A 22049-nucleotide genomic window follows, 5' to 3' on the forward strand; every position below is an offset into this window, starting at 1 on the left:
CTTCATGGCTTTGTTAAAGTTCACTGTTGGATATTGACACCATGTTGATTGGGCGGAAGGCGAGTATCTGCAGCGGAAATAAACAATCTTGTTTAACAGAGCCTACTCCATAAAAATTCCCAACATAACATTAAAGGAGGTTACTAAATTGCTCAATCAAGCAAAGAAAATTCTCCAAGATTATTACGGATATGAGGACTTTCGCAGCGGGCAAAATACAATTATCGAACAAGTACTAGAAGGTAAGGATACTGTAGCGATTATGCCGACTGGTGGAGGGAAATCTATTTGTTATCAAGTCCCCGCAATGATACTTCCGGGTGTCACAATTGTTATTTCCCCTTTAATTTCATTAATGAAAGATCAAGTGGATGCATTAATTAATGCGGGAATACCTGCAACGTTTATTAATAGCTCCATAAGCAATAGTGAAATGCAGGAACGGTTGCAAGGAATCATGTCCAATGATTATAAACTTTTGTATATTGCGCCGGAAAGGCTAGAGGCTCCGTCTTTCATAGAAATGTTAAACCAAATTGAAGTTTCAATGATCGCTATTGATGAGGCACATTGTATATCACAATGGGGGCACGATTTTCGGCCAAGTTATTTATTGATCAAAAAGTTTATCCAATATATTCAGCCTAAACCAGTTATTTTAGCTTTAACAGCAACTGCCACTCCTCAAGTGAAGGACGATATTTGCGCCTTACTCGATATTCCTTTACAAAATGTCGTTATTACGGGCTTTGGAAGAGAAAATTTAATATTCAAAGTCGTAAAAGGCCAAGACCGCGATTTGTTTATGGAGGAATACATTAAGAAAAATAACCTCCAATCGGGGATTATTTATGCGGCAACAAGAAAAGAGGTAGAACGAATTTATCTTTTATTAAAGAAAAGGGGAATTCAAGCAGGGAAATATCATGCTGGGATGTCCGAAAAGGATCGTAACGAGAATCAAGAACAATTTTTGTATGATAATATCCAAGTAATGGTAGCAACTAGTGCATTTGGGATGGGGATTAATAAATCAAATGTGCGCTATGTCTTGCATTATCATATTCCTAGAAATATGGAATCTTATTATCAAGAAGCTGGTCGTGCGGGCCGAGATGGGGTAGAAAGCGAATGTATTTTAATGTTTGCACCCCAAGATGTTCACATCCAAAAGTTTTTAATTGATCAATCTGAAATGGATGATGAGCGGAAAGAAAACGAATATGGTAAGCTTCGGAAAATGATAAGTTATTGCCATACGGAATCATGTTTTCAACAATATATTTTAGAGTATTTCGGTGAAGAAAACGCGACTGTATGCCAAAAATGCGGGAATTGTACAGATGATCGAATTCAAGTAGATGTCACTAAAGAAGCGCAAATGGTGTTGTCATGTATAAAAAGAATGAATGAAAGATTTGGAAAAACATTTATTACGAAAGTACTGACAGGCTCATCAGATAAAAAGATTAAAAGCTTTGGATTTAATAAATTATCAACGTACGGAATTATGAAAGAGCGAACACAAAAAGAAGTGAATGAACTAATCGATTTTTTAACAGCCGAGGGGTACTTGCGCCCAACAGATGGACAATATCCCGTCTTAATGTTGACTAATCAAGCGGTTGAAGTTTTGCGTGGGGAAAGTACAGTATTAAGAAAAGAAAGAGTAAAAGTGAAACAACTCATTGAAGATAATCAGCTGTTTGAACAATTAAGGCTGTTACGGAAAGAAATCGCGGATACGGAAAAAGTACCACCATATATTATTTTTTCCGATCAATCCTTGAAGGAAATGAGTGCAAAGCTGCCAACTTCGAAAAATGAATTATTACAAATTAAAGGAGTAGGGGAGCGGAAACTAGAACAATACGGAGATGCATTTATCACAGTTATCACATCTTATTGTGAAGAAAATGGGATTGCTGTAGAAAAGCATGATCATTTTATTATGGCTAGAAGCGAAACAGCAAAGGATGATAAAGAGAAAAGCCATCATATAACCTTCTCCTTCCTTCAACAAGGCTTAACCATCGAAGAAATTGCCGCTAAACGAAATATGACGGTACGAACAATTGAAGGACATTTAATCAAATGTTCGGAAGATGGCATTTCAATTGACTGGAATCAATTTATCCCCGCACAGTATGAAGAATTAATAAAGGAAGCAGTAAATGAAGTGGATTCACAAAGATTGACGCCTATTAAACAGTTACTCCCGGAGGAAATTAGCTTTTTTATGATAAGAGCATTTCTACAAAGGGGAAAAGAGCAAAAAGTATAAAAATGGATGGGGTTACCCATCCATTTTTATAAACAATTTCCTATAAGAAAAGCATACCTAAACTAATAATTATTCCACTTACAATGAGGACAATTACACAAAAGCCCATAATATCCTTGGCTTTCAATCCTGCAATCGCTAATGCTGGAAGGGCCCAAAACGGTTGAATCATATTTGTCCATGCATCGCCCCAGGCAATAGCCATTGCTGTTTTTGCAGTTGATGCCCCCATTGCTTGTGCAGCGTCAAGCATAATAGGAGCTTGAACAGCCCACTGTCCACCACCAGATGGAACAAAGAAGTTGACAAGTCCTCCACTTAAAAACGCAAAGCAATAAAAAGTAAAGTCATTAGAAATGGAAATAAACCATTCAGACATAACAGCTGCTAATCCAGATACCGTCATCATCCCCATGATTCCAGCGTAAAAAGGAAATTGAATAATAATTCCGGCAGCACCCTTCACAGCGTCTGCTACCGCATCTAAAAATCGTTTAGGTGTCCAGTGGAATAATATCCCCAAAAATAAAAAGGTAAAATTAACAATATTTAAATTAAGGTTAAATCCATTGTTAACAAAGTAATAGGCTATAAAGATGAGACCTAGTATGCCAATTATTAATGAAGTAATGAAGCTGTTTTCCAATCTTGTTGCTGGAGTGATGCTCTCTTTATCTAGTGCGGCAGCATGTAAGCTGGTTCCTTCTTGTAGAATAGCAGGATCTACTGTGATCGTTTGATCTTTCGACGGCATCATAAATCGATTTAATAGTGGTAGGATAATAAATAAAGCGACAACGATTGCAATATTATACGTTGAAAAAATGGTTTCACTTGTTGGAATGACACCAATTTTATCTTCAAAAGGATGTTTCGCTGTTGCAATGGATAAAGGGATGGAACCGGAAATTCCACCATGCCAGACAAGGAAGCCAGAGTAAGCGCTTGCGATTAAAAGGCGATAATCTACATTTGCAATTCTTTTTGCTAGTTCTTTTGCAAAAAGTGCACCAATTACCAAGCCAAATCCCCAATTTATCCAACTCGCTATTACAGATACTACAGTAACAATAATAATGGCGGAACCTGGGGATTTTGCAGTACTTGCTAATCCACCTAATAGTTTTTTAAAAACAGGGCTACTCGCTAACACGTGCCCTGTGACAAGGACAAGAACCATTTGCATCGAAAATTCTAATAATCCCCAAAACCCATCTCCCCAAAATTGAATCATATCAATAGGCGAACTTTTGGTGAAAATCAAACCTAAAATAAATACGACTAATGAAAGTAATACTACAAATAAGTACGGATCAGGCAAATAACGTTGCATTAGACGATTTGAAAAATTAATTAATACTTTCAATACAATCTCCCCCTTGTTTGTTAGTGGACTTTTTTCGTATTGAATATAGAAAGCGAAAAGAGCCTTTCTATAATAAATTCTAATTTATTAACTGATATTCCTTCTTTAAAATAGCGAGTAGTAAAAAGGTGGGGTTTGGTTGGTGAGTTACTTTATTTGGAGCATAAGAACGACAAATGGTACAATATTGTAATCAAATTAAAGTACGGATAGAAAGGAAGTTATTTTTAATGATTAAATGCATCGCATCCGATATGGACGGTACGTTATTAAATTCAAGGCAGGAAATTAGTGAGTTAAATCGTGAGGCGATTCTTTTCGCGAAGGAGCAAGGAATTGAATTTGTCATCGCTACAGGACGTTCATATGATGAAGCAAATGGTGTTTTGGAAAGTTCAGGAATCAACTGTCCTATCATTGCAGCGAATGGAGCCGAAATAAGAAATATTCAAGGTGAAATAGTCGGTACAATGGGAATTGGCAGGGAACATGCAGCAACTATCATCAATTTACTTAGCAAATTAGATATTTATCTCGAGGTGTATACGAGTAAAGGGAAATATACTGAGGACTATGAGAAAAGTATTAGTGTAATTGTTGACATTTTTCATACTGCTAATCCCGAAATACCTGCAGAAGAGATTCGTTCAACTATTAAAGATAGATTTGTAAAAGGCTTTATCCAAACTGTAAATGATTACGGGGAAATTCTTTCCGATCCGGACTGTGTCGTTTATAAGATTATCGTTTTTTCAAAAGACCATGAACAATTAACAATGGCTAATGCCTCATTAAAAGCTTTAAAAGAGATAAAGATTACATCATCAGGACACAATAATCTAGAAATTAATCATATCAATGCACAAAAAGGGATAGCCCTTGAAAACTTTGTAAAATCAAAAGGAATTACACTCAAAGAAACAATGGCTATCGGGGATAATTTTAATGATCTTTCTATGTTGAAAATAGTAGGACATCCCGTAGCAATGGGCAATGCAGTGCCCGAAATTAAAAAGGTAATCGCTAATCATACAGTGAAGAATGATGAAGATGGTGTAGGAAAAGCTATTTACCAAGTATTGACTGGTCAACCTACAAAATAAAAGAAGGGTAGCGATTATTTTCGCTGCCCTTTATTCTTTACTGCGAGTAGAAAGTCCATGGAGAATGAATTGAATGGTTCTTTCTATCTCTGCTTCATCATCCCACTTTGCTTCGGGAAACATTAAATATCTTCCAATAACAAAACCAAGAATGGATGATACTGTAAGCCGAATGACCGTTTGAGGTGGCATATCTATAATTTCACCTTTTTTTTGATACTCTTCTACAATTAGTTTCAACCGTTTAATTACATGATTGATAATATGTTCCTTAAATTGTTCTTTTAATTCAGGGTGAAAAGGTATTTCTTGAAACAATATTTTAATCATAGGAAAATTTTTTTTTGCAAACTCCATACGGTTGATGATCACAGCCCTTAAAAAATCCTCAAAGCTTTGATATTCGGATAACAAAACTTTGTTAAAATCTCGTATAAAAAAAGGAGCAATAAATTTTGCCATCGTTGGGGCAATAATCGATAATAATAGATCTTTTTTCGTTTTATAATGACGGAAAATGGTACCTTCAGCGACCCCTGCCTTTTTGGCGATTTCATTCGTAGAAGTAGCAGAATAACCTTTTTCTGAAAAGATTTCTACGGCAGCTTCAAGAATTTTTTTTTGCTTTTCGGTCATCTCTTGGTTTTCAAAAAGTATGTCAAGAACATTATCTCGTTTGGGCATTGCATTCTCTCCGATCTATATGGACATCTATTATATTTTACGATATTTCTTTAAAGCAAACACGTTTAAAACAATAAAGAAAAGTGCAAAACCGAAAAGTAAAAGTAGATCTAAATAAATATCTTGAAGTCCTAATCCTTTATACATAATGCCTCGCAATGCATCCCCACCATAATACATCGGCATAAATTTAGCGATAATTTGCAACCAATTTGCCATTCCATCAACCGGGAAAATTCCGGCAAAAAATACTTGAGGAACAACAATAATCGGAATAAATTGCATCATTTGAAATTCAGTGTTTGCAAATGCAGATAATAGAGTCCCTAATGATAACGCAACCAAGGCTAATAAAAGATTAATAAGGAGCACATTCCATATAGAACCAACTAACTGTATATCTAACACTTTAATTGCGTAAAATACGACAATAATTGTTTGAATAACCGCAAAAATACCATAACCGAATAAATAGCCGAAAACGATCTGGCTTCTTTTTATAGGGGTTGCTACAAGTCTTTCAAGAGTGCCAGTCGTCCGTTCCCTTAAAAGAGCAATTCCTGAAATAAGAAAGACGAAAAAAAAGACAAAGAATCCAATTAGTATCGGATTTAACACATCAAAAAACGTTGTATCTTTATTACCATATATATAAGAAGTTTCAATCTTAGGGAAGTCCTTTAAGACACTATGACTATTCATTTGTGATACATGTGCGAAAAATATTTGTTGAATTTTCATTTGTAACGCTTTTGATACAGTAGGATCATCGTTTTTTAATGTAAGCCTAGGCTGATTGTCTTTCAACTGAAAGATTCCATCTAATTCATCTTTTACAATAACTTTTTTTGGATCCTTTAATGTATCGTATATTATGACGTGAATATCTTGGTTTTTCAATTGTTTAACTAGGGAAGAGTCTACGTTTATGACACCAATTCTAGTATCATCGGAATCGCTCGTAAAGAGAAAATGAATAAGGGTTAAAATGATGAGTGGGGCAATCATCATTAATGCAAGTGTCCGTTTATCTCTTATCATTTGCCTGCAAATTCTTTTTATTAATGCACCAATTTTCATGAGTTCGTACCCCCAGCTTTTAAAAATACCTCTTCTAAATTGCTTACATTAAATTGCGCTTTTAATGTTGAAGGAGAGCCACTTGTTAAAATCATTCCATCACGCACCATACTGAGATAATCACACTTTTCTGCTTCATCCATGACATGTGTAGTGACTAGAATAGTTTTTCCTTCTTCCTTCAAGCGAATTAATTCATTCCATATTGATAACCGCAGTTCAGGATCGATCCCGACAGTTGGTTCATCTAAAATTAATATTTGTGGATCATGGATTAAAGCAATTGCTAGTGACAGCCTCCGTTTCATACCACCAGAATAGGTTCCTACTTTCTTGGATAAATGTGAGCTAAGATCGACAAGATTCGCGGCATAAGCTATTCTTTCTTTTTGTTCGGGCTTCTTCAATTTGAATAGGGAGGCGAAGAAAGCCATGTTTTCTGCTCCAGTTAGCTCTGGATAAAGAGCATCGGATTGAGCCATATAGCCAATATTTTGCAATGCCTTTAGATTAGGTATTCGTGTATTTAATACTTGAACATCACCTTTAGAAGGAGTATCCATTCCGACAATAATTTTGATTAATGTTGTTTTTCCAGACCCTGAAGGTCCGATAAGACCATAGATTTGGCCTGCACTTATCGATAAATCAATATCCTTTAAAACAGTCTTTTTACCAAAGGTCTTCGTTACTTTGTGAATATGAATAGCATGATTCATTTTACGACCTCCTATTAATAAAATGAGTGATTACTCACTTTATGATAAAACGCCATGGAGTATTTGTCAATCACAAAGTGAGTGAATACTCACCCCTTTTAAAAAAATAAAGAGCCGTAATTGAAATTACAGCCCTTCCACATTTATTTAACCCGATCGTTCTCCCATTGGTAATTCCAAAATCTTTCGTTTTGTAACCAAGCAAGGGTTTCAGGATCTTTTTGTTTTAATTTTTCTTCACGATCGGCTATCATCCAGCCCGTTTGCGAAATATGTGCTTTCATCGCACCAATTTTTTGATCGATAACCGCACTTACATCATTGATTACGTCCGGAGGTCCAATTTCTGATTCGTGATTATTTGAAAATGCTACACAATGAAGCTTCGGTCTTTTTTCTTCAGGAATACGCCTAACTGCACGAACTACGGCTCTTCCTGTTGCTTCATGGTCAGGATGGACGGAATATCCCGGATAGAAAGTAATAATCAGCGATGGATCAAGTTCGTTAATCAAACCGGTAACCATCTGAGTTAATTTTTCATCATCTTCAAATTCTACTGTTTTATCGCGTAAGCCCATCATCCGTAAATCTTGAATTCCCATCACTGCTGCCGCCTTTTGCAGCTCCTTTTTGCGAATCTTCGGCAGCGATTCTCTTGTAGCAAATGGTGGATTTCCTAAATTTCTCCCCATTTCTCCAAGAGTTAGGCATGCATAAGTTACTGGTGTCCCGTTTTTTACGTGAGTTGCAATGGTGCCTGACACCCCAAATGCTTCATCATCCGGGTGAGGGAAAATAACTAAAACTTGACGTTCTTTTTCCATAGAAAAAACGCTCCTTTCTTCACCACATTATTCAAATGGTGTTTCACTAATCTCAAGTGCCACCGCTAGTTTTCCATCGTATCCATGCCCTGCAAGAAGTAAGCGGCCAAGGTCATCTTCTTCAAAATGGGTTAAGCCCTCGGCATAAATCCAACCAATTGCTAGTTTTAAGCCAACTCGAAACGGACCATCCCCAATAATTTTTCCGTGTTCATAATTGACTTGGGCATTCCGTATGTATGCTCCAGCTGAAAAGAAACCTTCATTAAAATGGGAAGCATATGCACCATTTGTTGTTTCCAAATGTATATATACGGTTTTATTCGCAAACTTATTAATTTTCTCCTGAACAGCAGAGATTTGTATAGGCTCCACGTAGAACCCTCCTTTTTTTGAAACGATAACTAAAGTATGTGATTATTTTACTAAAAATAGTAGTGGAAAGCGAAGAGATTGCTTACTGGCGTTACAAAATAAAAAAGGAGCGGATGAAATCCACTCCCCAGAATTATTTATTCGTAACAAAACGTGTATACGCTCCGTGCATAACCGGACCGACATATTGATTTAACTTAAATCCATGCTCGATAGCTGCTGATACAAATTTTTTCGCAACAGCTACAGCTTCTTTAACTGAGCTTCCTTTTGCAAGTTCAGCTGTAATCGCTGCAGCAAACGTACAGCCTGCACCGTGATTGAAAGTAGTATCAAATTTTTCACTTTCTAAAAGTGTAAAATCGCTGCCGTCATAGAACAAATCGACTGCTTTTTCATGTTGTAGCTGTTTACCGCCCTTAATAACGACATTTTTTGCACCTAGATCATGTATTTTCACAGCTGCTGCCTTCATATCATCGATTGTTTTAATAGGTCCGGATTTTGCTAATTGCCCAGCTTCAAATAGATTTGGAGTGACAATTGTAGCGCGTGGGACTAATAACTCGCGCATTGCATCTGTGTTTTCTGGCTGTAATACTTCATCTTCACCTTTACAAACCATAACGGGGTCAATAACCACTTTATCTAATTTATGTTCGTCTATTTTACGAGCGGCTAACTCAATAATATCAACTGAGCCTAGCATCCCCGTTTTCATCGCATCGATATTCACAGATAGAATCGTTTCTAATTGTGGTTCGACCGTTTTTACATCAATAGGGAACACATTATGGTGCCAATCATTTTTTGGATCCATTGCAACGATGGAAGTTAGCGCAGTCATTCCATAAACGCCAAGTTCTTGGAATGTTTTTAAATCAGCTTGAATTCCCGCACCGCCACTTGAATCTGATCCGGCAAGGGTTAAAGTCTTCTTCAAAGTCATAAACAAATCCTCCTCTATCAGCGAAAGTGAGTAATATTCAAAAAATCTCTATTTTAGAATATACCAATAGTAAATAGATTTCCATACTCAGAAATAAAAAAGCTTATCTACCATAGTAGATAAGCTATTAAAAGGGGGGATCATCGTCTTTATTTATTATGGACAAATTCTCTAAGACTATACATGGAAGTTTGAAAGAAATATAATTTTGTGAAAACTCTTTACTTTTTGGATGAGTGGATATACTATTGAAGTAGCAATTAATAAATTTCCATGGTGGGAGGTATGTAATATGAACAAATTACTTATAAATCTAACGTTAATTTCATATTGCAGTCCATGGGAAAAGACAAAACCAATTAATTAAAAATCAATTGTAAAATTTTCTCTAATTAATTTTGTGTATTCAACCATGGACTGCCATTTCAGTCGATGGTTTTTTATTTATACACAAATATTGGAGGAATTACATTTGAATTTACAAACATTAGGTTGGAATACTTATTTTGAAGAACATTTTGAAGAATATAAACAGCAAGGTTATGAAGTGGGAAGAGTCACTTTAGAGCATAAAAAAATATATAGAGTAGCAACTGAACATGGCGAGCTGCTTTCTGAAGTATCAGGTAAACTGAGGTTTCAAGCATTTGAACGACAAGACTATCCAGCAGTCGGGGATTGGGTTGTCATCAGTCCGAGAGTAGAGGAACAAAAAGCGACGATTCATGCTATTTTGCCTCGCAAAAGTAAATTTTCACGAAAAGCAGCTGGTCTAAAAATGGATGAACAAATAGTTGCGACAAATGTTGATATCGTTTTTCTTGTGAATGCATTAAATTCTGATTTTAATATCCGACGGATCGAAAGATATGTATTGACTGCTTGGGAAAGTGGAGCAAATCCTGTCATCATTCTAAGTAAAGCCGATTTATGTGAAAATGTTGAAGAAAAAATCCAAGAAGTAGAATCCATTGCCTTTGGTGTACCGATCCATGCCATCAGCGCCGAACAAAATATTGGATTGGAGCAATTAGCCTCATATGTTTTTGAAGGGCAAACGATCGCATTACTAGGTTCGTCAGGAGTTGGAAAGTCGACATTAACGAATGCTTTATTTGGAAGTTTAAAGCAAGAGGTTCGTACGATTCGAGAGGATGATGGACGGGGACGACATACAACGACCCATCGAGAATTAATTGTTTTAGAAAGTGGAGGAATTTTGATTGATACTCCTGGAATGCGAGAATTGCAGCTTTGGGATGCAGATGATGGTTTAAGCCAAGGCTTCTCTGACATAGAGGAGCTGGCTGAAAGTTGCCGTTTTAGAGATTGTTCACATTCCAAGGAACCGGGATGCGCTATTCAGCTGTCGATTTTAGAAGGTACATTAGATAAAAGTAGATACGCAAGCTATGTTAAGCTTCAGAAGGAATTGGCCTTTTTAGAACGAAAAGAAAATCGACAAGCAAAACTAGCTGAAAAAGCGAGGATGAAACAACTCACAAATGGTCAAAAAAAGAATAGAAAGTAATTATGTAAATGGCAGTCCTTTTTGCGGGGACTGTTTTTCTCTTTTACATGAATGCAGTCTATTCGGGAAGATGAATACAGCAATTTCGTGTGAAGTGCACGCATCCGGCTCATTCGGGAAGAACGAACTCAGTAATTTCATGTGAAGTGCTCGAATGCGGTTTATTCGGGAAGATAAGGCATACATTCTTGTAATAAAGTGCTCGAATGCGGCTCTTTAGTGCACTTGAAGTCTGCGCTTTTGAAACAAAGTGCACGAAAGACCAGCAACCAAATGAATTATTGGGTTTCAAAGGAAATTTCAAAAGCACATAGTATTAATTTGATGATAATATAAGATAAATTTCATATTATGTTGAATAGGGGGAGTTTAATTGCTTCACCATCTTGAAATATATGTCTCCAATCTAAAAAAATCCACTGAATTTTGGGAATGGTTTTTAACGAAGCTCGGTTACCACCAGTTTCAAAAATGGGACCAAGGTATAAGTTGGAAATATCAATCAACCTATCTTGTTTTTGTTCAGGCGAAGGAAGAATTTCTTTCGGCTCCTTATCATCGCTGTCGTGTCGGTTTAAATCATTTAGCGTTCCAGGCACAATCCCGAAAACAAGTCGATGAACTGGCTCTTGAGATAAAAGAAAGAGGCATGACTATTCTATATTCTGAACGTTATCCATATGCAGGTGGTCAAAATCATTATGCTTTATATTTTGAGGATCCCGATAGAATTAAAGTAGAAGTAGTCGCACCAACAGAAGAGGCGGGATAATGGATACGATCATTTTAGCAGGCGGAAAATCAAGTCGCATGGGACAAAATAAAGCACTTTTACCTTTGGGGAATGAGAGAGTTATCGATCGGTTAATTAATGAATTTTCTCCTATAACTCGAAGGATGTTCTTAGTTTCGAACCATCCTTCCGAATACCAATCTATAAATATAAATATACTGACGGATGAACCGGAATTTAAGGGACAAGGACCATTAGCTGGGATGGAGATTGGATTAAAAAACGCTACTTCCCAAGAATGCTTAATTATTGCTTGTGACATGCCGTTCACCTCAAAGCAAGTGGGGAAATGGTTGATCGATGAGCTTACAAACGGCAATTTCGATGCAGTTATTCCAGTTTCGGAAGGCAGAATTCATCCACTGTTTGGTGCCTATCACAAGAAAATCCAACCAATTATAAGAACTTGCTTATTAGATCAAAAAAGAAGAATGACCGATTTAATTGATCAATTAAATGTGAAATTAGTCGAGCAAAAAGATGCTCCAGAATATTTACAAAATATTTGGGGGACATGTTTCTGGAACATGAACACAATGGACGATTACCAGAAAGCACTAAAGCACTTAGGGGGTCATAATGATTTTTGAAATTATTGAGGAGCCGATTAGTATAGAATCTGTTGTCAGGAAAGTTGTGCAACGTGAAGCAGGTGCAATTACAACTTTTATCGGTACAGTAAGAGAATTAACAAACGGTAAAAGAACCTTGTATCTGGAATATGAAGCATATATATCTATGGCAGTTAAAAAATTTGAACAAATTGGTCAAGAAATTAGTGAACGGTGGCCGGGAACCAAAACAGCGATTACCCATCGGATTGGGCGATTGGGAATAACGGACATCGCTGTTGTAATTGCTACTTCTACTCCCCATCGTGCAGAAAGCTACGAAGCAAATCGGTATGCGATTGAACGGATTAAAGAAATCGTTCCGATTTGGAAAAAGGAACATTGGGAAGATGGCGAGAAGTGGATAGGGGATCAGTTAGGGACAAAAGAATATCTCGAAGGAAAACCGGGGGAGGAAGATTTGGATGGTTAAGGTTATGCTTTTTGCACATTTGCGAGAACAAATCGGCACGGGTGAAATTGAAATTAATTCGTTTAAAGGGACAGTTAAAGAATTAAAGGAATACTTACAAATCAACCATTCGCTGAACAATTTGGATTCTATCATGACAGCAGTTAATGAAGAGTTTTGCCATGATGAAACAATGGTTTATGAAGGGGATATTATCGCACTTATTCCGCCGGTAAGTGGAGGGTGAAATATGAATGATCGATATTCTAGACAAATCTTGTTCTCACCGATCGGTAAACAAGGTCAGCAAAGTATTGGCGAAAAGCATGTGTTAGTGGTAGGAGTAGGTGCCTTAGGCTCAAGCGTTTCAGAAATGCTGACAAGAGCGGGGGTAGGGAAATTAACTTTAATTGACCGTGACTACGTAGAAACTAGTAATCTACAACGACAACAACTATTTTCCGAAAGAGATGCGAAAGAAAAGCTCCCAAAAGTGATTGCGGCAAAAAAGAGATTAGCTGATATTAATCGGGAAGTTAATATAGAAGCAATTGTGGGAGAAGCAGATGTCCAAACGTTAGAGAACTTTGCTCCAAAAATAGATTTAATCATTGATGGTACGGATAATTTTGACATAAGATTTATTTTAAATGATATCGCACATAAATTTACGGTTCCATTTCTATTCGGCTCATGTGTAGGAAGCTTTGGTTCGACTTATACCATTATCCCTAATCAAACACCTTGTTTACAGTGCTTGCTGAAAAATATCCCAATGCAAGGACAGACATGTGATACTGTGGGGATTATCGCTCCTACTGTTCAAATGGTGACGGCTTATCAAGTCGCTGAAGCATTAAAAATTTTAAGCGGAAAAATGGATGCTATTCGTAAAACGTATATAACATTCGACCTTTGGGAAAATCAACACTTATCGGTAAAATCAAATGATGCGATAAAAAACAAAGCATGTACAACTTGTGGCGAGGAAAGAACCTATCCATTTCTATCATATGAGGCACAAACAAAAACAGCGCTACTTTGTGGGAGAAATACCGTACAAATTCGACCTTCACAAACTTTTTCTCCATCAATAGGACAGCTTTGTTCACGATGGGAACTAGCGGGATATCAAGTTAAACAAAACCCTTATTTAGTTTCTGTCCATAAAGATGATGTACGAATGATCATGTTTAAAGATGGTCGTGCATTAATTCACGGTACGAATGATCCGGTAAAGGCAAAGAAAATATATTATTCATTTATTGGATGAATAAAGTATAGCCTCACTGGAAAAGTGAGGCTAGTATTCCCTATTTATAAATATTAGTTTAATGGATTTTCTGTTAGATATTCATTTGGTGCTTCTCTTGAAGCAATCACCACAAGTCTTCCTTGATCGAGTTCCTTCTCATATTCCGCTGCTTGGTGGTCTGATAGTCCTAGCGATGCCATCTTTGTTCTTAATTCGTCTCCTCTCTTTTTGAAAACATTGCCTAATGTATTAAGTACCCCTTGTTCTTCAATACCGACTTTTCCTGTTTCAGTTGCTTCTGTTATATCTTTTGATCTTTCTTTTCCGTGTGCAAATATATAAATTTCACTTTTTAAGTATCCTTCGTTTTGTAACTCACTAATTAGATTTGATGCTTCTAGGCCATTTTCAACTACGTTTACTTTGTACATTGAAAAATCTCCTCCTTGTATTTGAGAGGTAACTTACACCTCGAATCTAGTATTTATATATCCGCTATTTTAATCGTTAAACATTTATATTGTTAGAACAGAAGATGACAAAATTTAACATGTTTCACGTGAAACATGTCGAAATGTGAAGACTAACTAAATATTAGATTTGAAATAAATATGATAGAATCGAGGTATGCAGAAATTGAAGCGACTAGGAGATGAAGTAATGAGTATATCAATTCATTCGCTATTAAATAAAATCGAACAAGAAATAAACTATGCGAAGAAAGCAGAACAGGATAGTGTGTTAAAAAATCATATTTATTCAGTAAAAACCCTTTGTGAATTAATCTTAGCGGAAGGGCAAAGCTTATCAACTTCATATGAAATCCCGAAAAAAGTTGAAGCAGAACATTCAGTATCCCAAAGTAAACCAATGATGTCAGTAGGAAAAGCAGAGCCTTTAAAAACGGATGATGGCGCAAACGGAGAGTCAATTTTTGATTTCTAGACGGGTTTTTCTTAAAATGAAGGAGATAGTTTGAAAATATAAAGGGATGGACAAAAGAAGGAGTGTATTTTTTTGAAAGCTTTTATCATTATAGGGGCAATCAATGCGTTCTTAGCAGTTGCGCTCGGTGCCTTTGGTGCACATGGTTTGGAAGATAAATTAGAACCGAAATACTTAGATATTTGGAAGACCGGTGTTACTTATCAAATGTTCCACGCATTAGGAATACTTGCGATTGGAATACTTGCAGGGTATATTCAAGGATCATCATTAATGACTTGGTCAGGTTGGTTAATGTTTATCGGTATTATTTTATTTTCAGGTAGTTTATATGTATTAAGCGTGACGAAAATTGGTATATTAGGTGCGATTACTCCAATAGGAGGAGTAGCGTTCTTAGCTGCTTGGATTCTCGTAGTTGTTGCAGCTGTAAAACATCTATAAAATAAAATGTAATAGGGGTCCTTCAAATCGAAGGATCCCTTTTCGGTTTTGAAGGTAAGAAAGCATAAATTTTTTTAGGTTAATGTTCCTAATAAATATCTGCTTTGTCTAGCTCCAGCGCCTATCGACTAGAAAACTTCAGGACTTTTCCCTACGATAAGTCAAAGTCCTTCCAGTTTTTACGTCGATGAGCAAGGCGCTTCCGCTTTTCTTAATCATCTTGGAGAATAAGTAGATAAATTTGGTGCGGCTCCAAATGGATATTCGTAATCAATTTCTTCGCTAAATGTAATGTAATCAACATAAACCATAGGAATTAAATTACGTTCGCCAGTTTGTGGGTCACTTAAAATGACATGATCCCGACCTGCTGCTTCAATGATGCCTTTAAATATTTTCGCATTCCATTCCCGATTGTTTTCAAATGTGGCATGGAGTGTAACCAGTTTTCCTTTGTTCAGGCGTAGAATGTTTTCAATATAAGATTGTTCAGGCGGTAACATTCCAGGAACATTTGGTCCTGTTGCATTTGATCCTCCGCCTTGAGGCGGTGAAAAAGGAACGGCAGGCGGAACTTGTTGCTGCGCTCCGTATTGTGGCGGGTATCCTCCATAAAAACCTTGTGAACCTGCACCACCTTGTGGGGCTTGATACCCGTAAGGTGGATTATAATTTGATTTAGACAATCTTCTCCCTCCTTAAAATATGCTAATAAATGCTTGAAACAAGTAGCAAGAAAATAGGAAATCCTCTATTAAAGGCATAAACTGCCTATCCTTCACCTCACTTTGCCAATACTTTCATAAAGTGTATGATGAATGATTAAAGATTAGGCTTTTACATTTCATATGTATGTAAGAGGGAGGAAAGATATGCAGGGAATGTGTAGGCTTTTCTAATATTTAAAATAAAAGACCCTATAGCTTTTCGCCACAGGGTCATAAATTGAATTAATTTACATGTAGAAACTTTGCAATTTTATCATCTTCTAAAAGATTTCCGACAAAGAAGGAGCCGAATTCACCATAACGTGCACTTACTTCATCAAAGCGCATTTCATAGACAAGCTTTTTAAATTGAAGCATGTCATCTGAGAATAGAGTGACACCCCATTCGTAATCATCTAAACCAACTGATCCAGTAATAATCTGTTTTACTTTTCCTGCATATTTGCGTCCGATCATTCCGTGACTTCTCATTAATTCTCGGCGTTCATCCATAGATAACATATACCAATTATCATTTCCTTCTCTACGTTTGTCCATTGGATAGAAGCAAATATATTTAGATTTAGGGAGTATCGGATACAGTCTAGACTTTACATATGGATTTTCATAAGGGTTTTCATCAGAATTCCCGCCACCGACATAATTACTTAGCTCTACAACTGATACATATGAATATGTAGGGATTGTATATTCTGCAATTGCAAGTTTATTAAATTCATTTTCTAAGTCGTTTAGCTCTTCCATTGTTGGACGAAGCATCCATAGGATGAAATCTGCCTTTTGCCCAACAATTGTATATAATGCATGACTTCCTTCTTTTTTCTCTTGAGTTTCATTCAATTTATTAAGAAATTGGTGAAATTCTTGGATTGCTGCTTGTCTTTCATCACTAGAAAGTTCTTTCCAAGCTGTCCAGTTCATCGCTCTTAAATCATGTAAGGAATACCAACCATCTAAAGTTTGAGCTGCTTCACTCATCTAGATCACTCCTATTTTAATTTATATGTTCAGCTTCAGCGCCCCGCAAGGCACTTCCACTTTTCTTATCTCCACCATTACTATAGCATAGTTTTTCCAAATCACTTATTTTCAACCTCAATTGTTGAAAATCCGTCAAGAACGATTTACTATTTTGTGAAGTGAGACAAGGAATTTTTTTGCTTTCAAAAAATATGATACATTTGGTTATGCTAATAAAAAATGTATAGGAGGAGTTATCATGAGTGATTTGTTCACGGACTTAAAAGGAAAATTACAAGGAAAGGGTTTGTCTATCGTTTTCCCTGAAGGTATGGATGAAAGAATTCTAACTGCCGCCGGCCGATTGGCAAATGAAAAAATCATCAACCCCATTTTGCTAGGGGATGAAAATGAAATAAATGCAGAAGCGGATAAGCGAAATATTTCCCTAGATGGAGTGGAAATTCTCAATCCAAATACATATTCAGAAATGGATGAAATGGTCCGTTCCTTTGTTGAACGAAGAAAAGGGAAGGCGACAGAGGAAGACGCACGTAAAATATTATTAGATGAAAATTACTTTGGAACGATGCTTGTCTATATGAAAAAAGCAGATGGATTAGTTAGTGGTGCCGCACATTCAACTGCAGATACGGTGCGACCTGCCTTACAAATTATTAAGACGAAGGAAGGAGTTCAAAAAACTTCAGGTGTTTTCATTATGGTTCGGGATGATGAAAAATACGTTTTTGCTGATTGTGCGATTAATATAGCACCTGACAATCAAGATTTAGCTGAAATTGCTATTGAAAGTGCAAAAACGGCAAAAATGTTTAATATTGAACCAAAAGTAGCGATGCTAAGCTTCTCTACGAAAGGATCAGCTAAATCACCAGAAACAGAAAAAGTAACGGAAGCGGTACAGATTGCGAAAGAACGTGAACCAAACCTTGTGCTGGACGGAGAATTTCAATTTGATGCAGCCTTTGTTCCATCAGTAGCACAGAAAAAAGCTCCAGATTCGGTTATTAAAGGAGATGCGAATGTTTTCATCTTCCCAAGTCTTGAAGCGGGTAATATTGGTTACAAAATTGCTCAACGTTTAGGTGGATTTGAAGCAGTTGGTCCAATATTACAAGGATTAAATGCTCCGGTTAATGACCTTTCAAGAGGGTGCAATGCAGAGGATGTTTATAAGCTTGCCCTTATTACTGCTGCCCAAGTATTGTAAAATGAAGGTAGATTAAAGCATTGAATGAAGGAGAAGGAGAATGGAGCAGGCATTAACATTATTAAAACAAGATAGATGGCGGATTATTGATCAATCCAGCTTAGGTCCCCAGTTTGAGGCTTTGCAGTCATTTGCAATGGATGATACTCTCTGTACTTCCGTTGGTTCTGGATATTCAGCTCCAACAGCGAGGGCGTGGGTCCATCATCAAACAATCGTTTTAGGAATTCAAGATACGAGACTTCCTTTTTTAGAGGATGGATTAGCCTATGTAGAGGAACAAGGCTACCGTTATATTGTGCGCAATTCTGGAGGATTAGCAGTTGTTTTGGATGAAGGAGTGCTTAATCTATCCCTCATTATTCCGGATACTGAAAAGGGAATCGATATTAATAAAGGCTATGAGGCAATGTGGGCATTAATCAAGCATATGTTTTCAGACTATGATGCAAGCATTGAAGCGAGAGAAATTGTCGGTTCCTATTGTCCAGGCAGCTATGATTTAAGCATAAATGGGAAAAAATTTGCTGGTATTTCTCAACGCCGTATTCGAAAAGGAGTAGCTGTTCAAATCTATCTTTGTGTTTCGGGAAATGGACAAGAACGCGCAAAACTAGTTCAGCAGTTTTATGAAAAAGCTAGAAAAGGGATAGAAACGAAATGGGTCTACCCTACGATTCAACCAGAAGTAATGGCATCACTATCAGAACTATTAAAAACGCAAATGACGGTACAAGATGTTATGCTCCGTTTTCTTAACACACTTAAAAATATGAGTGGTGAAATATTTGCTGAACCTTTAAGAGGGGACGAGCTTGTGTGGTATGAGGATTATTACAAGCGGATTGTCGAAAGAAATGAGAGGTTTGTTTAATATTGGATAAAAGTGTTTATTTTAAATGTGTAAATGTGCATTGTTAAAATAAAGAAAAAAATTTCTTGTGAAACTTTTAGTGAGGTTGAAAAAGTGTATCTTTTCTCGAACAAAAAATAGACTTTTTAAAACGGAAACAAAAGTTTTAGCTGAGAGGGCTTTTCAAACAAAAGCCCTGTTTGTTTTTTGAATCAAAAAATATCCCATAACGACTCTAGAAAAGGTCTGCATTGTTAAAAGTTTTTATCTCCGCTTTTTGATAAAGATAGCCACTAGAACTATAGCAATTATTATCATTAAGTACATTGGAACAAGAGATATAGTGTACAAGGATTTTTCGCTATGTTGAATTAAATTAGTATCAATTTGAAGATACAACCAATGGAAACTTACAGGGTTTTTGGCTTCCAATGAAACATCAGAAAGGAAAATTGTATTTTTAGTTATTCTCCAAATCAAATATACGATGCTTGCAATCAGCAAAAACATAGACGCTAAAACTTTTTTCATATCGTTCCTCCATTAGATAAGTCTAAGCCTAATGGACTCTCCCACCATCTGTAGTAGGGACATATTTCCCCGTATATTTAGTAGGAACTCCGTCCAAATAATCATCGGCTTTTCCAGATGTATATGTCCGTATTCTAACTTTTTTTCCTGCTGACACTGTATCTAGTATATATTCAGCTAGTTGTTTATCGCTATATTTTTTTCCTTCTCCGTATGTGCCATCTTTTCTCCCAGAGTAATTATTCGATATATCCATTTTTACATCCAGGCTTTTAATAGATGCTCCAGGCTTATAACCTTCATGTGCATAGCCAGCTTCATAAGCAAAATCTCTGTCAATATGCACTGTCATCAAGGCCGACCAAAAGGCGTGTCTATAGGCATCTCAGTTTCCTTGCCAAAGAGTGTAATCCTTATAACGATATTTAGCACTGTCTAATGCCTGTTCAGCTAGTTTTTTAGCTTTACTTGCTTTAATTGGATGTTTAGCGAACAAAGCAATTTCAGTAGCTTTATAGCCAAAGGCTCCGAAATCATAAAATTTATCAAGACCTAGAGGCTGGATTTCTTTGCTTTTACTTTCACTTTCAATTAGCATGTCTTCATCTTTCTCAGTTTGTAATTGAGGAGTGATATTTTCTTTGACTTTTTGTTCAAATTCTTCTTCGGTAATAATTTCATCCTCAAGTTCACGAAGATATTTCTGTAATTCCCCTCGAATTTTTAAATAAAATTCAGATGTTTCTCCTTTATCTTCATCATTTTCAGAAACATCAGTATTAGCAAAGCTTTGAGTGGAAAAACTTAAACTAATAACAAGGATTAAAGTAAATATCGCAAAAATAGAGTTTTTAAAAGAACTTTTCAATTCGTTTCCCCCCATTTAATACATCTAGTTATTTTTTGTATAAGATGCTAATTAACTTTCACTTACTATAATTCTTTAATTTTGTGGCCTGTTTCCCCTTTTATTACAAATTTAATGATAAAATGGAATATTTAGGTTATTTCATTCAAGACACCCCCTTATGAATCAACGTAATGGTAATAACATATTCAAATTTCACTATCTAAAATTTAGTGTAAAGATCCTGTATCATCCCCGTTTTTTTTAATTGAAATGGATAAAACATTCTGCTGAAATGAATTATGATTAGTAGAATCATTTTTATTACCTATAAAAATAACTCCTGTGACCAATACACATAAAACAATGAGTCTATTAAACTTTTTCATTATTTCCCCCCTAACTCTTCCATATAAAAATACCATTTTAAAAATACTCACTTATTTCCTATTTAAGTCAATTAAGATATAAAACCCCACATTTATGGATAATAAATAAGGTTTTTTATGATAAAATATAAATATAGTGATATTTTGTGATTCTTACGTATTAGGAGGAAGGATAGTGGAGAAGACATTACGATTGCTTGGTGAAAAAATAAAATTTTTAAGAAAAGAGCAAAATCTCACACAAGCAATTTTAAGTAACGGCATTTGCACACAATCATATTTAAGTAATATAGAAAAAGGACAAACTTCTCCTTCCGCATATGTCCTTGATGAACTTGCTAGGAGATTAGGTGTAGACTTATCTTTTTTATTGAAAACTGACGAAAAAGAACTGTACATACAAGAAATGTTAGAACAAGTTCGTGAGGCCGTAGCTAGACGAGAGTATAAATTGATAGAGGAAATTCTTGAAAATGAAAAAACAAATTTCTTTAAAAATAAACCGTTAACTCAATTTTACTATTGGCATAAGGGTATCGTAGTCTTTTACAACGAAGGAAATATAAGTGATTCAATAAAAAATATTGATTACGCAATTGAGTTGGAGGACGACTCTGAATTTTTTAGTCGAACAAAGTTAGAAATTATGATTAGTAAGGCTAATATATTGATGGATAGTAAAATGTACAGTAAGGCGGAAATAATATATCAAAATATCTATGAAAAGTTAACGAATTATCACGAAAGGGGCATGGAAAAACTGTATATTAGAACTTGTTATAATTATTCTAGGATTCTTCGGTTAACTCAAAACTACGAAAAAGCTATTAAAATTTGCGAACGGGGAATTAGCGCATGTTTTAAATTTGATTTAATGTATGCACTTGGAGATCTTTACTTTCAAAAAGGATTAGTTCTTAGGTTGAAGGGACGGATAATATTAGCAAGAAAAGCATATAATAAAGCGTTACTTGTGTTTAAATTATATAAAAGGGAAGACTATATTGAATTAGTTCGAAAAGAATTAGATAAGTTAGAAAATCACTAAGGGAATTGATCGAAAATTTAAATAGGTCTTGTATGATATGAATTCTCGACTTCACTAAATAATTAAATAAAGCAAATTAAAATT

The 22049-nt window shown here is 35.9% G+C and carries 26 protein-coding genes and 1 pseudogene; 13 read left to right on the forward strand and 14 right to left on the reverse strand.

Features of this window, described 5'->3' with window-relative positions; all coding sequences use genetic code 11:
• Nucleotides 1-148 precede the first annotated feature (148 nt).
• On the forward strand, nucleotides 149-2284 hold the full coding sequence (recQ, locus tag B5V89_RS11535) for a DNA helicase RecQ (protein ID WP_108072109.1): 2136 nt from the start codon (nucleotides 149-151) through the stop codon (nucleotides 2282-2284).
• 40 nt (nucleotides 2285-2324) lie between these two features.
• Here recQ and B5V89_RS11540 read toward each other — a convergent pair whose 3' ends face one another.
• On the reverse strand, nucleotides 2325-3650 hold the full coding sequence (locus B5V89_RS11540) for a short-chain fatty acid transporter (protein WP_108072111.1): 1326 nt from the start codon (nucleotides 3648-3650) through the stop codon (nucleotides 2325-2327).
• A 230-nt stretch (nucleotides 3651-3880) separates the two neighbouring features.
• Here B5V89_RS11540 and B5V89_RS11545 point away from each other — a divergent pair, with 230 nt between their 5' ends.
• On the forward strand, nucleotides 3881-4753 hold the full coding sequence (locus B5V89_RS11545) for a Cof-type HAD-IIB family hydrolase (RefSeq protein ID WP_108072113.1): 873 nt from the start codon (nucleotides 3881-3883) through the stop codon (nucleotides 4751-4753).
• 30 nt (nucleotides 4754-4783) lie between these two features.
• Here the strand turns inward: B5V89_RS11545 and B5V89_RS11550 are convergent, their stop codons facing one another.
• The 6 genes from B5V89_RS11550 to pdxK all read right to left on the reverse strand — a co-directional run bounded on the left by B5V89_RS11550 (nucleotide 4784) and on the right by pdxK (nucleotide 9387).
• Nucleotides 4784-5437: a TetR/AcrR family transcriptional regulator gene (locus B5V89_RS11550; protein WP_108072115.1), complete on the reverse strand. Its 654-nt coding sequence runs from the start codon at nucleotides 5435-5437 to the stop codon at nucleotides 4784-4786.
• A 30-nt stretch (nucleotides 5438-5467) separates the two neighbouring features.
• A complete protein-coding gene (locus tag B5V89_RS11555; RefSeq protein WP_108072117.1) occupies nucleotides 5468-6517 on the reverse strand; it encodes an ABC transporter permease in 1050 nt (349 codons plus the stop codon).
• A complete protein-coding gene (locus B5V89_RS11560; protein WP_108072119.1) occupies nucleotides 6514-7236 on the reverse strand; it encodes an ABC transporter ATP-binding protein in 723 nt (240 codons plus the stop codon). Before B5V89_RS11560 ends, B5V89_RS11555 begins: the two co-directional genes overlap by 4 nt.
• 143 nt (nucleotides 7237-7379) lie before the next feature.
• Nucleotides 7380-8063 (reverse strand): bacillithiol biosynthesis deacetylase BshB2, encoded by a 684-nt coding sequence (gene bshB2 / locus B5V89_RS11565; protein ID WP_107921222.1) that lies wholly within the window; start codon nucleotides 8061-8063, stop codon nucleotides 7380-7382.
• A 27-nt stretch (nucleotides 8064-8090) separates the two neighbouring features.
• Entirely contained in the window at nucleotides 8091-8438 is a 348-nt protein-coding gene (locus B5V89_RS11570; RefSeq protein ID WP_066230495.1) for a YojF family protein, read from the reverse strand.
• A 133-nt stretch (nucleotides 8439-8571) separates the two neighbouring features.
• Nucleotides 8572-9387: a pyridoxine/pyridoxal/pyridoxamine kinase gene (gene pdxK / locus B5V89_RS11575; protein WP_066230492.1), complete on the reverse strand. Its 816-nt coding sequence runs from the start codon at nucleotides 9385-9387 to the stop codon at nucleotides 8572-8574.
• Between the two features lie 472 nt (nucleotides 9388-9859).
• Between pdxK and rsgA the strand changes: the two genes are divergently transcribed.
• The 6 genes from rsgA to B5V89_RS11605 all read left to right on the forward strand — a co-directional run bounded on the left by rsgA (nucleotide 9860) and on the right by B5V89_RS11605 (nucleotide 14007).
• Nucleotides 9860-10918: a ribosome small subunit-dependent GTPase A gene (gene rsgA, locus B5V89_RS11580; RefSeq protein ID WP_244913488.1), complete on the forward strand. Its 1059-nt coding sequence runs from the start codon at nucleotides 9860-9862 to the stop codon at nucleotides 10916-10918.
• A gap of 373 nt (nucleotides 10919-11291) precedes the next feature.
• Complete coding sequence (locus B5V89_RS11585; protein ID WP_108072123.1) at nucleotides 11292-11690, forward strand: VOC family protein; 399 nt, start codon at nucleotides 11292-11294, stop codon at nucleotides 11688-11690.
• Nucleotides 11690-12301 (forward strand): molybdenum cofactor guanylyltransferase, encoded by a 612-nt coding sequence (gene mobA / locus B5V89_RS11590; RefSeq protein WP_108072125.1) that lies wholly within the window; start codon nucleotides 11690-11692, stop codon nucleotides 12299-12301. Before B5V89_RS11585 ends, mobA begins: the two co-directional genes overlap by 1 nt.
• Nucleotides 12291-12755, forward strand: a complete 465-nt coding sequence (locus tag B5V89_RS11595; protein ID WP_108072127.1) for a molybdenum cofactor biosynthesis protein MoaE — start codon at nucleotides 12291-12293, stop codon at nucleotides 12753-12755. The genes mobA and B5V89_RS11595 overlap by 11 nt, the downstream gene beginning before the upstream one ends.
• Nucleotides 12748-12981: a molybdopterin converting factor subunit 1 gene (moaD, locus tag B5V89_RS11600; RefSeq protein WP_108072129.1), complete on the forward strand. Its 234-nt coding sequence runs from the start codon at nucleotides 12748-12750 to the stop codon at nucleotides 12979-12981. The genes B5V89_RS11595 and moaD overlap by 8 nt, the downstream gene beginning before the upstream one ends.
• A gap of 3 nt (nucleotides 12982-12984) precedes the next feature.
• Entirely contained in the window at nucleotides 12985-14007 is a 1023-nt protein-coding gene (locus tag B5V89_RS11605) for a ThiF family adenylyltransferase (protein ID WP_108072131.1), read from the forward strand.
• Nucleotides 14008-14060: 53 nt separating this feature from the next.
• Here B5V89_RS11605 and B5V89_RS11610 read toward each other — a convergent pair whose 3' ends face one another.
• Nucleotides 14061-14420 (reverse strand): YflT domain-containing protein, encoded by a 360-nt coding sequence (locus tag B5V89_RS11610; RefSeq protein ID WP_066235225.1) that lies wholly within the window; start codon nucleotides 14418-14420, stop codon nucleotides 14061-14063.
• A gap of 229 nt (nucleotides 14421-14649) precedes the next feature.
• On the opposite strand from B5V89_RS11610, the gene B5V89_RS11615 reads away from it, so the two are divergent.
• A complete protein-coding gene (locus B5V89_RS11615; protein WP_066235223.1) occupies nucleotides 14650-14934 on the forward strand; it encodes a YwdI family protein in 285 nt (94 codons plus the stop codon).
• A 72-nt stretch (nucleotides 14935-15006) separates the two neighbouring features.
• A complete protein-coding gene (locus B5V89_RS11620; protein ID WP_108072133.1) occupies nucleotides 15007-15378 on the forward strand; it encodes a DUF423 domain-containing protein in 372 nt (123 codons plus the stop codon).
• A gap of 215 nt (nucleotides 15379-15593) precedes the next feature.
• On the opposite strand, the gene gerQ is transcribed toward B5V89_RS11620, so the two are convergent.
• Both gerQ and hemQ read right to left on the reverse strand, forming a co-directional pair.
• The gene (gene gerQ, locus B5V89_RS20460; RefSeq protein WP_244913489.1) at nucleotides 15594-16064 is read right to left on the reverse strand and encodes a spore coat protein GerQ; all 471 of its coding nucleotides are present in this window, start codon (nucleotides 16062-16064) and stop codon (nucleotides 15594-15596) included.
• Nucleotides 16065-16328: 264 nt separating this feature from the next.
• Nucleotides 16329-17084: a hydrogen peroxide-dependent heme synthase gene (hemQ, locus tag B5V89_RS11630; RefSeq protein WP_066235218.1), complete on the reverse strand. Its 756-nt coding sequence runs from the start codon at nucleotides 17082-17084 to the stop codon at nucleotides 16329-16331.
• Nucleotides 17085-17325: 241 nt separating this feature from the next.
• Between hemQ and pta the strand changes: the two genes are divergently transcribed.
• Together pta and lipL are read left to right on the forward strand one after the other, a co-directional pair.
• Nucleotides 17326-18297: a phosphate acetyltransferase gene (gene pta / locus B5V89_RS11635; RefSeq protein WP_066235216.1), complete on the forward strand. Its 972-nt coding sequence runs from the start codon at nucleotides 17326-17328 to the stop codon at nucleotides 18295-18297.
• 40 nt (nucleotides 18298-18337) lie between these two features.
• Nucleotides 18338-19171: an octanoyl-[GcvH]:protein N-octanoyltransferase gene (gene lipL, locus B5V89_RS11640; protein ID WP_108072135.1), complete on the forward strand. Its 834-nt coding sequence runs from the start codon at nucleotides 18338-18340 to the stop codon at nucleotides 19169-19171.
• A gap of 243 nt (nucleotides 19172-19414) precedes the next feature.
• On the opposite strand, the gene B5V89_RS11645 is transcribed toward lipL, so the two are convergent.
• The 4 genes and pseudogenes from B5V89_RS11645 to B5V89_RS20105 all read right to left on the reverse strand — a co-directional run bounded on the left by B5V89_RS11645 (nucleotide 19415) and on the right by B5V89_RS20105 (nucleotide 20917).
• Nucleotides 19415-19681: a hypothetical protein gene (locus B5V89_RS11645; RefSeq protein WP_108072137.1), complete on the reverse strand. Its 267-nt coding sequence runs from the start codon at nucleotides 19679-19681 to the stop codon at nucleotides 19415-19417.
• Between the two features lie 28 nt (nucleotides 19682-19709).
• A pseudogene (locus tag B5V89_RS11650) lies at nucleotides 19710-20054 on the reverse strand (DUF6973 domain-containing protein); the annotation flags it as partial.
• A 12-nt stretch (nucleotides 20055-20066) separates the two neighbouring features.
• Nucleotides 20067-20549, reverse strand: coding sequence for a hypothetical protein (locus B5V89_RS11655; protein ID WP_108072141.1), 483 nt, complete (start codon nucleotides 20547-20549; stop codon nucleotides 20067-20069).
• A gap of 209 nt (nucleotides 20550-20758) precedes the next feature.
• Complete coding sequence (locus B5V89_RS20105; protein WP_181294658.1) at nucleotides 20759-20917, reverse strand: hypothetical protein; 159 nt, start codon at nucleotides 20915-20917, stop codon at nucleotides 20759-20761.
• 175 nt (nucleotides 20918-21092) lie between these two features.
• On the opposite strand from B5V89_RS20105, the gene B5V89_RS11660 reads away from it, so the two are divergent.
• Nucleotides 21093-21965: a helix-turn-helix domain-containing protein gene (locus B5V89_RS11660; RefSeq protein ID WP_142406523.1), complete on the forward strand. Its 873-nt coding sequence runs from the start codon at nucleotides 21093-21095 to the stop codon at nucleotides 21963-21965.
• Nucleotides 21966-22049 lie beyond the last annotated feature (84 nt).

The organism is Heyndrickxia sporothermodurans (assembly GCF_003055045.1).
In the GTDB taxonomy this organism is placed as follows: Bacteria; Bacillota; Bacilli; order Bacillales; family Bacillaceae_C; genus Heyndrickxia; species Heyndrickxia sporothermodurans.